At 49.6% G+C, this 13,733-nt stretch carries 10 protein-coding genes; 1 reads left to right on the top strand and 9 read right to left on the bottom strand.

The genetic code is table 11. From position 1 onward, the window contains the following. Positions 1 to 327: 327 nt before the first annotated feature. The 5 genes from ACTNDI_RS10225 to ACTNDI_RS10205 all read right to left on the bottom strand — a co-directional run bounded on the left by ACTNDI_RS10225 (position 328) and on the right by ACTNDI_RS10205 (position 3,022). A complete protein-coding gene (locus ACTNDI_RS10225) occupies positions 328 to 1,029 on the bottom strand; it encodes a TIGR00266 family protein (protein WP_441100884.1) in 702 nt (233 codons plus the stop codon). A gap of 104 nt (positions 1,030 to 1,133) precedes the next feature. Then, on the bottom strand, positions 1,134 to 1,451 hold the full coding sequence (locus ACTNDI_RS10220; RefSeq protein ID WP_441100883.1) for a hypothetical protein: 318 nt from the start codon (positions 1,449 to 1,451) through the stop codon (positions 1,134 to 1,136). 20 nt (positions 1,452 to 1,471) lie between these two features. Next, complete coding sequence (locus ACTNDI_RS10215; RefSeq protein ID WP_279198803.1) at positions 1,472 to 2,203, bottom strand: LytR/AlgR family response regulator transcription factor; 732 nt, start codon at positions 2,201 to 2,203, stop codon at positions 1,472 to 1,474. Between the two features lie 78 nt (positions 2,204 to 2,281). Next, positions 2,282 to 2,575, bottom strand: coding sequence for a hypothetical protein (locus ACTNDI_RS10210; RefSeq protein ID WP_279198802.1), 294 nt, complete (start codon positions 2,573 to 2,575; stop codon positions 2,282 to 2,284). Positions 2,576 to 2,635: 60 nt separating this feature from the next. Beyond that, a complete protein-coding gene (locus tag ACTNDI_RS10205; protein WP_279198801.1) occupies positions 2,636 to 3,022 on the bottom strand; it encodes a hypothetical protein in 387 nt (128 codons plus the stop codon). 516 nt (positions 3,023 to 3,538) lie between these two features. Here ACTNDI_RS10205 and ACTNDI_RS10200 point away from each other — a divergent pair. Next, positions 3,539 to 4,168: a hypothetical protein gene (locus ACTNDI_RS10200; protein ID WP_441100882.1), complete on the top strand. Its 630-nt coding sequence runs from the start codon at positions 3,539 to 3,541 to the stop codon at positions 4,166 to 4,168. A 420-nt stretch (positions 4,169 to 4,588) separates the two neighbouring features. On the opposite strand, the gene ACTNDI_RS10195 is transcribed toward ACTNDI_RS10200, so the two are convergent. The 4 genes from ACTNDI_RS10195 to ACTNDI_RS10180 form a co-directional block, all read right to left on the bottom strand. Then, a complete protein-coding gene (locus tag ACTNDI_RS10195; protein ID WP_441100881.1) occupies positions 4,589 to 6,169 on the bottom strand; it encodes a glucose-6-phosphate isomerase in 1,581 nt (526 codons plus the stop codon). 533 nt (positions 6,170 to 6,702) lie between these two features. Next, a complete protein-coding gene (locus ACTNDI_RS10190; RefSeq protein WP_441100880.1) occupies positions 6,703 to 10,512 on the bottom strand; it encodes a chemotaxis protein CheB in 3,810 nt (1,269 codons plus the stop codon). 390 nt (positions 10,513 to 10,902) lie between these two features. Beyond that, entirely contained in the window at positions 10,903 to 12,060 is a 1,158-nt protein-coding gene (locus ACTNDI_RS10185; protein WP_441100879.1) for a sugar ABC transporter permease, read from the bottom strand. Positions 12,061 to 12,097: 37 nt separating this feature from the next. After that, complete coding sequence (locus ACTNDI_RS10180) at positions 12,098 to 13,636, bottom strand: ATP-binding cassette domain-containing protein (RefSeq protein WP_441100878.1); 1,539 nt, start codon at positions 13,634 to 13,636, stop codon at positions 12,098 to 12,100. Between the last annotated feature and the right edge of the window lie 97 nt (positions 13,637 to 13,733).

Here is a 13,733-nt window from a genome sequence, read left to right as displayed (position 1 = left end):
CATGCATAACCTCGTATAAGATTTCTGTACGTCAGACCGGAGATTTGCCCGTGGGATAGTATGTTCCCCACATCCGGCTTCCTTCAGATTCCGTCTCACGGCGGACACCCTAGCCTTCGGCTATATCCTTCCCACTACCGGGCGGATTCGGGACTTGAACCCGTTGGAAACGTGCGCCGCTAGGCGCACTGCGAAAAAGGTCCCGCAGCTTCACGCTGCAGAACCTTTCTGCGATATAATATTATTCCCCGTTCCATCCACTGTTTCACAGCTTCTTGTTTTTCAGGCTATGCTTTTTTCACAGCCCCGTTTAACAATTTCTAACGCTCAATCTCCATCCGACTTATCCGGCAGGAACGGCTTAACAGCATCTGCAAGAGAATGAATATTTCTGGTTTGAATCAGGATTTTTCCATTCCCGGTAAACTTATTAACCAGTCCCTCGCCCGTTGTGAAACCGAAGGTTCCGGACGCTACCTCGATGCTGTAATTCAAACTTGCATCCCATGCTACAACATGCTCATTGTCAATGGTGATCGGCTTCACAGGTGTGCACTCCAGCTCAATAAGATCGCCGAATGCGCTGATCAGCAGATCTCCCTGTCCTTCTGTCTCCATAACAAACAGTCCGCCGGATCCTCCGAATACCGCCTGGCTGATATTCTGCTTCTGCATCTTGTAGTTTACGGAATCATCACAGGCAAAGAATGCTCCATCATTCAAACGGTACTGTTTTGCACCAACCTCAAGCTTCGCAATCTTTCCGGGAACTGAGGGGGCAATTGCAACAACGCCTTCCGGAGCCGTACCAACAACCTGCGTAATAAACATGCTCTCATTGCTGACAAGACTTCTTCCGATTGCGCCGAGAAGACCGCCGAGACCCTTCTTGCTGCTGTTCAGCTTTCCTTCAAGCTTCACATCCTGCATATAAACCATTGCGCCATTTTCAATTTTAGCGACCTCACCATTTCCGAGGTGAATTTTCGCCAGCTGAGATCCTGCATCACCGATTAATTCCAGATTCATTTCGTTACCTCCTTGTTCTATAAAAGTTTAACTGTTATTGTTTATTGATGTTTAAAAATACCTGTTGTCTCATACATATACAGGAAGAATCCATCGCCGGATCTTCATCCCCCAAGGTCTTTTCTTTCCTTGCACTGCTGTTCCTGCACACCTGACTCTTCACGATTTCTACGTGTGATTTCCTTGAACTCTTCCTCAAATTTCAAGTCTGCGACATGGTCCAGTTTACGAAGAAGCAGAAAAAGTAAAAAGTTAACAATTATCAGAACGATACCAAGTTCAGGACCTCCTGAAAACAATGCAATCACACCGAACAGAAAAAATATGATAACCAAGACGTAAAAAAGTATTTTCAGACCGATCATGGCGTCTTCCCAAAGGATGCAAAGTGCCTGCCAAAGCTTTTTCAGAACGTTTTTCATGATTACCTCCCGGCATTCGTTTACTTGTCCGTCCCCTGTCCTTCATCTTTCCACCCTTCAACAATGGAAAACAGATAATGTTCATATGCTCTTTTTGCGGCAAAAAATCCCTGTCGGTGAATATGAACCTGTTCTCCCCCCTGCATGACAAAGGTCAGCAGCTCGCGGTCTATACCGCAAATTTTCGAGAGGTTAACCAGAAAGCTCTTATGACAGCGAAAAAAATATTTCTCCGAAAATTTGCTCTTCTCGTCATCCAGTTTTCCGCGGAAGACCAGTTCTTCTCCGTCATCCATATGCAGACATATGTTTTTCCCTCTCTGTTCTGCGAAGAGAATACAGTCAAAAGGCACCCGTATCCTCTTGCCTCCCGATTCACCTTCAAAATGCGGCTCAGATTCTTTCTTGTGAATAACATCCCGGATCAGGTCCCGGATATCATCCTCTTTTACAGGTTTCTCCAGATAACGGGCGGCACGAAGACGATAGGATTCCAGCGCAAAATCCTGACTGGTTGTGGCAATCGCCGCCACCACACGTGTATCCTTTCTTCGGATCTGTTCCAGAGCGTCAATTCCGGTCATCTTTCCCAGATAGATGTCAAGTATCAGAAGATCGAATTTTCCGGGAAAGAAATGATCCAGCAGATCTTCAGCACTTTCAAACGCCTCTGCGGTAACTTTCTCTGCAGAATCCGTCACCATACCCAGAAGCCGGATACGCGATTCCTTATCATCTTCACATATACCCACCCGAAGCTGCTCCATGTGTCAACCGTTCCTTTCCAGGGCTGTTATTTGCGCAGCCAGGCAAGCCTGCTGCTTATTGTATTACATACTGCTTCCTATAGCGCCAAGTCCGCTTACTACAGCACCTACAACAAACGCCGCAACAATAATGCCGATAATTCCCGCGATCACTGTGATAATTGAAATAATAGATCCGATCTTGCGAATAGCCTCATCGTTGCCTTCCTTCTTAGCTTTCCTTGAAAGAACTATTCCAACGATTCCGAGAATGACGGAGACAATCGCCGAGTAACCAAAGAAGCAGAAAATAAATCCTACAATACCGCATATTAAACTTGCTATGGCTTTCCCATGAGCGGGTGCATTCTGGTTCATAATTATTTCTCCTTTTATTTCGGCAAATTATGTTTTCCCATAATAGGAATTACCTGTTTATCAAAGTCCTAATGCATTCAGCTCTTCAACCGTGATGTCGATCAGTTTCTCCGCTGTCTTTGTATTCTTTCCGGCAATGCCTCGAAGTCCCAGCAGTCCGCCTGTAAGATCATTTAATGCCATATTGACGGCGGCGTTGCCTGCTCCTGCGATCTCCTGCTTGGAAAGCTGGAATTTGCTTGCTTTCTTTTTGCCGACGCCTAATACCGGAACAATCCAGATCTGATTTCTGCGATCCAGCGGCGGGAATGTTACGATGGTGCTGAATCCATGCTTTGTCAATGCCGGTGCTCCGGCGGAGAAGCTCTTGTCCTTAATCGCATCATAGAACTCCTCGATGGTGTACTCATTCTTTGTCTTCACTGTTTTGATTTTTACTCCTAGCATCTTTGTAACCTCCTCATAAGTATATAAGTATTATAAAAGCTCTTATTTGAGGGAACGCTTTGTCTGGTTTCAGGGAATTCAATATTCCTTGCTGCGTTCCTATCTCCTTGCTTCGATTCCATTATGTCAGAGTTAATCGGCTCTTTGTAGTACAGAAAATCGGATACAGCCGGTATAATTGGTTATTGATTATTATTTTGAGATATAATATAATTATTTATTTTGCAAATTTATTAATAGTCTGAACTTCTGTCCAGCTCCTGCCTTTTTTATCGCCTTTTCTATCATTTTTCTATTGTCAAGTACCAATTTTGATTTTTTTTGTCGAGAAGCTGTACTTTTTCACACGCCGCTGTTCATGCATAATGTGTTTAAAGATATTGCAGACAACACATCATCTTTCTTCCCTAAAAAGATGATAAGGCTTTTGGTGAAATGAGACAGATCCTGAAGCCATCGTCCCACAGCAAATCTAATAAATCCGGGAATTAGCCCACAATATCAGGAGGAGAAATTATGAAAAACAAACTTGTCACGATTCTTGTAACTGGTGTACTTTCCGTTTCCGTACTCGCCGGATGCGGGTCCGGCAACAATGCATCCAGCGCATCTGCAAGCTCCGGCAGCTATACAGAAGACGCAAGCAGCTATGCAGATTCCGGCAGCTATGAAGATGTTTCCGGTGACTCCGTTGCGTCCGCAAGCGCTTCCGTGGATACTGCAAGCACTTCCTCGGACGGTACCTTCTCTCTTGGCGATATTACTGCTGATATGATTCAGACTGGCCTGTACGCAAAGGATGACAACGGGAATGAGCTTGTATTCGCTCTGTTCCAGGGACCGGATGCAAATAATTATGTAGCACTTATCACTGTGGATACAGATGGTACCGGAGACGTCCTCTGCGGACAGTACACTGCAACCCAGAAGGAATCCGGCGATGACGGAATTACGTGGACGGTACTGGACGGAACAGATGTATATACCGGTAATAGCTTCAGCATCGGATGTGTTGAGGGAGACGACGGCTCTGCTGCTTTCTATGATCAGAATGGCACTACCTACACTGCGGAGTACCTGGATGCAGATCAGACCATCACTTACTTTGGCACTGCAGTTGGTTTACTTGCGGCAAATGGTCAGTAAAAAGCCACTTCTTTGCAGAGTCTGACCATCTCCAGGAAGACACTTTGTAAAAAAGAGAGCCCAAAACGGGCTCTCTTTTTAATAGGTACTTCCTCCAATTGTCTGAATCCTGATCCGGCATTTCCAGGTCCGGGATTTGTATAATATGTGAACTTCCAGATATTTTACAACTAAAGCACCAGATAAAAGGTCCCGCAGCTTCACGCTGCAGAACCTTTCTGCGATAAAATATTATTATTATTCCCCGTTCCATCCACTGTCTCACAGCTTCCAGAACGCCTCAGATATAAAAATCACCGTATACAGACAATGCGTTCTCAGATATCAAGAAGATCACTGTATGCAGACGCTGCAATCGCAGATATCAAGAAGATCGCTTCTCAGATATCGAGGAGATCACTGTATGCAGACGCTGCAATCTCAGATATTGAGAAGATCACTGTATACAGACAGTGCGCCCTCTGTATCGTGGGCGAGTACCCGTTTTGCCAGAACCTTTCCAAGCTGTACGCCTTCCTGGTCGAAGCTGTTCACATTCCACAAGAAGCCCTGGAACATAACCTTGTTCTCAAAATGTGCCAGCAGCGCGCCGAGCGTCTTCGGGCAGAGCTGATCGCCGATGATGATGCTCGACGGACGGCCGCCCTCAAAGTTCTTGTTCAGGTTGTCATCCTTCTTGCCACAGGCAAAGGCCACGATCTGTGCAGCGACATTCGCGCAGAGCTTCTGCTGGCTTGTGCTTCCCTGAATCTCCACATCCGTGCCGATCTGGCTGCTGCGGAATCCGACAAACTGAAGCGGAATGATCGTCTTTCCCTGATGCAAGAGCTGATAGAAGGAATGCTGACCGTTCGTTCCCGGCTCTCCGAAGATGATCGGTCCGGTCACATAGGAGACAGGCTCTCCGAAACGGTTGACGGATTTGCCGTTCGACTCCATGTCAAGCTGCTGAAGATGCGCCGGGAATCTGGAAAGTGCCTGGGAATACGGCAGAACCGCCGTAGCCGGAAGACCGAGCACGTTGCGCTCGTATACGCCGATCAGCGCATCCAGCATCGCCGCGTTCTTCCTTGGATCCTTTTCTGTCGCAAGCTTATCCTCGGCTGCCGCGCCCTCAAGGAAATCCGCAAAGACTTCCGGTCCAAACGCAAGAGACAGAACAGCGCCGCCTACCGCTGAGGTGGAGGAATAACGTCCGCCGATGTAATCATCCATATAGAACGCGTCCAGATAATCGTCGCTCTTTGCCAGCGGAGATGTCTCGGAGGTAACAGCGATCATATGCTTCGCCGGATCCAGGCCCTGCTTCTTCAGCGCGTCCATGACGAAGGACTGATTGGTCAGTGTCTCCAGAGTCGTACCGGATTTGGATACCAGGATGAAGATCGCATGTGCCACATCTGTGGAAGCCAGAACCGCTGCTGCGTCATCCGGATCTACGTTGCTGATGAACTTTGCTTCCATCTTGAAGTTTCCGGTTTTCTTCGCCCAGTTCTCCAGGGCAATGTACATGGCACGCGGGCCAAGATCGCTTCCGCCGATACCGATCTGTACCGCCGTGGTAAACTTCTCGCCCTTCTCATTTGTGATTTCTCCCGCATGTACCTTGTTCGCGAAATCTGCGATTCTCTTCTGCTGCTCCACATAGAAAGCTCTCTTGTCGACGCCGTCCGCTGCAACAGCATCTCCGAGCTGTCCTCTCGTCAGATGATGGAGAACCAGTCTCTTCTCTCCTGTATTGATTACCTCTCCGTTATAGAGGGCTTTATACTTTTCCGTGAGCTGTGCCTCATCCGCCAGCTTTACAAGGGCATCCAGTACGCTGCTGTCCACAGCCTTCGCCGCGTAATTGTAGGAAAGGCCTTCCGCCATCGGAATGCTGCAGCTCTTCACACGCTGCGCTCCGCTTTCACCGGACATAACCTCTGCGAGGTTCACCTTTTCTACCTTCTGCAGCTCCCCATAAGAAGCAAGCTCATCAAGATTCTTCCAGTTGATCATTTCTGATTCCTCCTTGAAAAAACAGATAAAACGCGCTTCGCGGATTCTACCCCGCTGTCTCAGCGCCTGCCGCACACGGCCGCAAGCCGGCCGGATGCATCTCACTGTTCGCGTTGACCTTTATGCGGGCTATGCCCGCGTCTCAGCCTTTATACAGATCATGCCCGCGTCACAATCTTTATACGGATCATGTCCGCAGCACAATCTTTATACGGATCATGTCTGCGTCTCAATATGTATGCAGAGCATTTCCGCGTCTCAATATGTATAAAGGCGCCGTCACTATCATAGCATATCACCCGAAACGAAACAATTGCCAACTTCCCCGCTCTGCGCTCCCGAAAATGAGCTGGCAGTACTCTCTTCCGGCCATTCGCAAATGAGCTGCCATTACTCTGCTCCGGCCATTCCCAAATGAGCTGCCATTACCCCGCTCCGGCCATTCGCAAATGAGCTGCCATTACCCTGCTCCGGCCATTCGCAAATGAGCTTACACATTTCTGCTCCGACGGGTCTCAAGGTCTCCATATGAATTACCGGTCCTTCGTCATCTCACGCTCCAGAACCCGGAACAGTTCTCCGGTGTCGATCGGCTTCGCCACTCTCGCATTCATTCCGTTCTCGTAGCACTCCTCATCCGCCCGGTCATAGACATCCGCCGAAAGCGCGATGATCGGGATCTTCTGTGCCCATCCATTCTTCAGTTCCCGGATCTTGCGGGCGCATTCAAAGCCGTCCATCACAGGCATCCGGAGATCCATGAGCACAACGTCATATTTCGGACCGTTCTTCAGAGACGCCTTGAATTTCTCAAGAGCATTTCTGCCGTTCTCCGCATGATCCGCCACAAGCCCGTTCCACTCCAGGATGTGCATGATGACTTCCGCGTTGATCTGATTGTCCTCAACCACAAGCACCCGTTTTCCCTTTAGGTTCCTGATATCGTAGTCCTTCTTCTCCGCCCGGCGCATCAGCTTCCTCTGGTCCTCGCTCGCGATATCATAGGCAAGCTTCACGGTAAATTCCGTGCCTTTTCCTACCTCGGACCTGCAGTCAATCGTTCCTCCGAGGAGGTTGATCAGCCTGCGGCTGATGAACAGGCCCAGACCTGTTCCCTCCCGGTTCCTCGACTGAGCAGCGCTGTCCTGCTCAAACGGCAGATACATCTTTGGCAGGAATTCCCTGCTGATTCCAATTCCGGTATCCTTGATGCGGTAGGTGTGCTCCACCCGTCCCTCGGCGAGATAAACGACATCTACCATAAGTGAGACGTCACCGCCCTTCTCGGTAAATTTGACGGCATTTCCCAGGAGGTTCACCAAAATTCTCGCGACGTGATCAACGTCCATCATGATCACTTCGTTCTTGCAGTTGCTGATCTCGAAGTGATAATGGATTCCTGCGCTCCTGGCCTTTTCCTCGATGATCGTGTTCACCTCTTCGAAGACGTCCTTCTCATGTACCACATCATATTCGCTGACTACCTTTCCGGCATCCAGCTTGCTCGTCTCAAGCACCTCGTTGATCAGACTCAGAAGATACCGGCCGGAGCTCTGCATCTTCTCCAGATTCTCACGGACGGGATCCGACATTTTCTCCTTTGTGAGCGTCAGCTCCAGAAGGCCCAGAATCGTCGTAAGCGGTGTCCTCATGTCGTGGCTCATGCGGGACAGGAAGTTTTCCTTCTCCTGACTCGTTTTCGCGGCAATCCGCAGCGCCTCGCTGATTTCCTCGAGCTGCTGCTCGTCGTTGATCTGCTTGGTGAGATCCACAAACGTGATGACCAGTCCTCTGAGATTTTTCTTCTGTTCCCGGTCCTTTCCCGCGTTCCGCTTGTTCTTCTCGGTGTTACCCTTCAGATTCTCCGTCTCGGCCCCCGGATCATCCTCCTGCTCCTTCGACACACGGTACGGCGCGATACGGATCAGATAGGTCTTCCCGGTCACAGACGTCGTCTCACATTCCACGGTTTCCATGGTATTCAGAACCTTCCGGGACAGATCCATCAGGTTGATGGAAGAAAAATTATACGCGATGTACTGCAGCGATCTTCCGACATCCTGCTCTGCCACATTGAACTCCGAGGCGATATATTCCGTGAATTTGCGGATATTCATATCCCGATCCACCATCATGATTCCGATCAGCGTGGTGGACAGGAAATTTGCCATATCGTTATTGACGGCCGCGATCTCGGATACCTTGGACTGATACTCCGAGTTCACGGTATACAGCTCTTCATTGACCGACTGCAGCTCTTCATTCGAGCTCTGAAGCTCCTCATTTGAGGTCAGAAGCTCCTCGTTCGCGGCCTGCAGCTCCGCATTCACGGACTCGAGCTCCATCACGGTCTGATGAAGGCTGTCCTGGGTAACCCGCAGATCCTTCTCCAGATCCGAGATCCGGTTCGCCGCCGCTGTGTCGATATCATATTTTTCCACAGGTCCCGTGATCTTCCGGTCCGAACGGATGAAAGCAACCGCCGTGTAGCCGGTTTTCGCCCCGGTCTTGTCCGTGACCGGAAGCGCGACAACCGTGATATTCTCAGGTTCCTTATCCAGCTTTACCGGTATGTGATCATAGGCCACCCGCTTCCCGGTAACCCGCGCCTTTTTCAGGGCGGTCGAAAAGGCAATCTTCAGATCCTGACGCAGCAGGAGAAAAATATCGAGCGTCGCGGTTCCCGCGGGAATCGTGAGAAATCTGCTGCAGTCTCCGTAGGAATGTCTCAGCTCATTGTTCGTATCGACCACGACACAGGCCGGCATCAGAGACTCCAGAACCCTCGTGTCCAGCTCGCGGCCCGGATACTCGGCGCTGCTCTTCCCGTGACTGCGGATGTTGTCCGGCAGTTCCAGATTATCCTCCACTCCCTGCATCGAATACGGGATTCTCGCATGGGAGGGCTTTCTGCCGGCGGCGTTGTGTATGAAGATCTTCTCGTTGGAGCAGACGGTCCGGAACACATCCGAGTACTCCCCTACCGATTCCGATTTTCCAAGAAACAGGTATCCGCCGTCATTCAGCGCGATGTGAAAGATCGAAAACAGATTTTTCTGAAGAACCGACTGGAAATAGATCAGCAGATTCCGGCAGCTGATCAGGTTCAGCCTGCCGAAGGGCGGATCCTGAAATACATTGTGCTGCGCGAACACGATCATCGTCCGGATATCATGATTCACCACATACTTCGAGCCCTTCCTTGTAAAAAAGCGGCTCAGACGGCTGACGCTGACATCCTCGATTATATTCTCTCCGTACACACCTCTTCCCGCAAAGGTAATCGAATCCGCGTCCAGATCTGTGGCAAATATTTTCACATCTCTGCGGAGATTCAACTCCTCCATGACCTCCGCAAAGAGGATTGCGATAGAATACGCCTCCTCACCGGTGGAACATCCCGCCACCCACACACGGATCTGGTCTGCCTTCTTCCCGTTCTGCACGATGTCCTTGATCACCCGCTGCTTCAGCACCTCGAAGAACTCGGGATCCCGGAAGAAGGAGGTCACACCGATCAGCACCTCCTTGGCAAGCGTTTTTGCCTCCTCCTGATTTTCCTTCAGATACTGAACATAGCTCTGAAGGTTCCTGCAGTGCGTTACCACGATCCGCCTCTCGATCCGGCGGAGGATCGTCGTCTGTTTGTAATAGGTGTAATTCGTGTTCGTGACGCTCTTCAGAATCGAGAATACCTGCGACATCAGATCTCCGTCCGTCAGCTGCATCTTCCCGTTGGACAGATTGATCGAGGAAGAGATGTGTGCCATCTCCTTCGCGATCGCGTCCGGCCCCAGAATCAGGTCCACGAATCCCGTCGCAATGGCATTTCTCGGCATGCCGTCAAATTTTGCCGTCTCCGGATTCTGCACGATAATCATGCCGTTCTGCTCCTTGATCGAACGGATGCCGTTGGTTCCGTCCGATCCGGTTCCCGACAGGATCACCGCGACTGCCCGGTTCTCATACGCAATTGCCAGCGACCGGAAGAAAATGTCGATCGGATGGTTGATCAGGGCATGATTGTACTCCTTCAGGTGTAAAACGTCCGAAGTAATTTCAATATTATATTTCGGAGGCAGGAGATAGATGTTGTTCCTCTTTACCTGCATACCGTCTCTGGCTTCCTGCACCGGAAGCGCGGAATACTTGCTCAGAATCTCCCCGAGCAGACTCTTGTGATCCGGCGACAGATGCTGGATGATGACAAATGCCATGCCGGTATCCTTCGGAAGAAATGTCAGAAACTGCTGAAGCGCTTCCAGACCGCCTGCCGAGGCACCGATACCTACCACACAGCTTGGCTGGACCTCCATTGGAATTTTCATATCATCAATATCCATGCGCACCTCCCTCAGACTGCGCGAAAGAATCCATTTTCTCATGAACGTTCTGCACGAAAAACGGCAGACTCTTATGTTTTATATTACATCATTTTCCGGGCATTGTCTCGACATTTAATAAGTCCCCGCGTCACTTCGTGCTCATACCTGTTGTCGTCGCTAATGTTCTGGCCCACTGGTGAGCAAGCTCCCCGTGGTCCAAGAACATTGCGACTGGACTTATACACTAAAAATGCTCTAAGTGATTTTTTCCTGAATCATGACAAAACTCATGATTCAAAAGTCACTTAGAGCACATGACACCTGTCTTGTTAAAGAAGAGTTATGCTTTTAAAAACATTATATTTTTAGAAGCTATATGATTTTAAAAGCTTTATGATTTTAGAAGCTTTATGATTTTCCTGTCTTGTGGTTGGATACAACATCGAAGATAACTGCCGCGAGGAGTACTGCTCCCTTGACGATGTACTGGTACTGATCCGGAAGACCCAGGATTGACATACCCATGTTGATGACGCCGAGGAGGATGGCTCCGACCATGACTCCCGGAACTGTTCCGGATCCGCCGTATGCGGAAGCGCCGCCGATGAAGCAGGATGCGATGGCATCCATCTCATAGGAGTTACCCATGTTGCCGTCTACCGATCCGATTCTCGCTCCGACCAGAAGTCCGGAGAGACCTGCGAGTATAGACATCAGGAAGTATGCCCAGAAGTATACCTTCCGGGGATCAATGCCGGAGAGCTTGGTGGCCTTCTCATTTCCGCCGACTGCGTAGAAGTAACGGCCGAACACGGTCTGGCTTGTAAGGAACGCGAAAATAACGACAACCGCCAGAATCCACAGAACCATCACCGGAATTCCCTTGTATCCCATCAGACGGCTGCTGTATGCAATAATCAATACATCAAATACTACGATACGGATAATCGTTGCGCGAAGGGTTGCCACCTGATATCCTTCTTTGGCCTTTTTCGCGCGGTTCGTAATCATGAAGATCGTAAGCGCGATCGAAATAATAATTCCGACAATCAATGCGGAAATACACTTCTTGTTGCTGTCAACGCCGGGAATCTGAATGTAGGATGTGAACAGATTCAGGAATCCGGGGTTCATGATTGCGATGGTCTTCGAATCCAAAATGACACGCGCGATTCCGCGGAACAGGAACATGCCTGCCAGCGTGCAGATGAACGGCGGGATATGAATATATCCGATGAGCCATCCCTGCCACAGACCAATGACTGCGGCAATTACCATAGAAATCAGAATCGCGAGTCCGGGAGCCGCGCCGAGATCCAGCATCTTAGCTGCTGCCGCCGCGGAGAGGCAGAGTGTAGAGCCTACGGAAAGGTCTACATTACCGCCGGTCAGGATACACAAAAGCATACCGCAGGCCATGATCAGGACGTAGGCGTTCTGCAGAAGCAGGTTGGAAATATTCTGTGAGTAGATCAGCCGTCCGCCGGTCAGGGCTGTGAAGAAAATAAATACGATGACCAGAGCGAAGACCATGGTGTATTTTTTCAAGAATGCACTAACTTTCATTTGATAGCCTCCATAACGATAGAATTGCGATATGATATCATTTCTTGTCCTTGAGGATCGCGCTCATAATCTTCTCCTGCGTAACCTCATCAGCAGAAAACTCTCCCGCCATTTTTCCTTCATTCATGACATAGATCCGGTCGCACATACCCAGAAGCTCCGGAAGCTCAGAGGAAATCATAATGACAGCCTTTCCCTGTGAGACCATATCGTTGATGATCTGATAAATCTCATACTTCGCGCCGACATCGATGCCTCGCGTCGGCTCATCCAGAATCAGGACATCCGGCTCCGCAAACATCCACTTCGCAAGCAGCACCTTCTGCTGATTGCCTCCCGACAGATTTCCGACATTCTGCTGAATGCTGGGCGTCTTTGTATGCATGGCCTTTACATAAATTTCCGCCTGCTTATTCTCCTCGGGCACATTTACGATTCCGCGTTTGGAAGAAATTTTATCCATGCGCGCAAGCGTGGTATTTCTCGCAATCGTCTCCGAAAGTATCAGTCCGTTTGTCTTCCGGTCCTCCGTCGCGTAGGCAAGTCCGTGCGCGATCGCATCGGCTTCATTTTTCAGATGGACCTCCTTGCCGTTAATAAATTCCTGTCCGGATATGTGCGATCCGTAGCTTCTTCCGAACAGCGACATCGCCAGCTCTGTACGGCCCGCGCCCTGAAGTCCCGAGAAGCCCACGACCTCGCCCCTGTGAACCTCAAAGCTGATGTGATCATCCATGCACTTCTCCGTATACACCGGGTGATATACCGTCCAGTCCTTGCAGGCAAAAATCACGTCTTTACTGATCTTATGTTCTCTTGCCGGATACCGGTCTGTCAGTTCCCTTCCAACCATTCCCTTGATGATCCGGTCCTCATCGATATTGTGATCCGGATTCGGAATCGTCTCGATTGTCTGGCCGTCACGAAGAACCGTGATATTATCCGCGCAATAGGCAACCTCATTGAGTTTGTGTGTGATAATGATGGACGAAATTCCCTGCTTCTTAAAGCCGAGGATCATGTCCAGAAGCATTTTGGAATCTTCCTCATTCAGCGAGGATGTCGGCTCATCAAGAACCAGCAGCTTACAGTTCTTGGAAAGTGCCTTCGCGATTTCCACCAGCTGCTGCTTACCGGTACCGATATCCTTGATCAACGTATGGGAGGACTCTTTCAATCCAACCCGCTTCATGGCATCCTGCGCTTCCTGGAACGTTCTGTCCCAGTCAATGACTCCGGATTTCTTCCGGCGCTCATTTCCCATGAACATATTCTCGGCGATCGTAAGCTCCGGAATCAGAGCCAGCTCCTGATGCACGACTGCAATTCCGAGCTTTTCGGATTCCTTAATATTGTGGAACCTGCAGACACTCCCGTTATAAACGACATCCCCTGTATACTGTCCAAACGGAATGGTCCCTGCAAGTACATTCATCAGCGTAGATTTCCCGGCGCCGTTTTCGCCGACAAGCGCGTGGATCTCTCCGCGTTCCACTTTGAAATTGACATGATTCAGAGCTTTGACACCAGGATACTCTTTGACGATGTCTTTCATTTCAAGAATTATGTCTGCCAAGTGAATACCTCCTGTGCAATCTGTTTCTTTTCGAAAAAAGAGGCCGCCGCAAGATGCTCTATGCGACAGCCCCTGATTCATTTTGTGCTATCGTCCC

It is taken from the genome of Bilifractor sp. HCP3S3_D3, from assembly GCF_052063915.1.
In the GTDB taxonomy this organism is placed as follows: domain Bacteria; phylum Bacillota; class Clostridia; order Lachnospirales; family Lachnospiraceae; genus Bilifractor.
Note: the sequence above shows the minus strand (reverse complement) of the source record. Positions and strands in the feature narration are given on the sequence as shown.

Coding starts and splice junctions, on each gene's coding strand:
- ACTNDI_RS10220 (WP_441100883.1), bottom strand. CDS start 1,451: ATGAAAAACGTTCTGAAAAAGCTTTGGCAGGCACTTTGCATCCTTTGG.
- ACTNDI_RS10185 (WP_441100879.1), bottom strand. CDS start 12,060: ATGAAAGTTAGTGCATTCTTGAAAAAATACACCATGGTCTTCGCTCTG.
- ACTNDI_RS10200 (WP_441100882.1), top strand. CDS start 3,539: ATGAAAAACAAACTTGTCACGATTCTTGTAACTGGTGTACTTTCCGTT.
- ACTNDI_RS10225 (WP_441100884.1), bottom strand. CDS start 1,029: ATGAATCTGGAATTAATCGGTGATGCAGGATCTCAGCTGGCGAAAATT.
- ACTNDI_RS10190 (WP_441100880.1), bottom strand. CDS start 10,512: ATGGATATTGATGATATGAAAATTCCAATGGAGGTCCAGCCAAGCTGT.
- ACTNDI_RS10195 (WP_441100881.1), bottom strand. CDS start 6,169: ATGATCAACTGGAAGAATCTTGATGAGCTTGCTTCTTATGGGGAGCTG.
- ACTNDI_RS10210 (WP_279198802.1), bottom strand. CDS start 2,575: ATGAACCAGAATGCACCCGCTCATGGGAAAGCCATAGCAAGTTTAATA.
- ACTNDI_RS10205 (WP_279198801.1), bottom strand. CDS start 3,022: ATGCTAGGAGTAAAAATCAAAACAGTGAAGACAAAGAATGAGTACACC.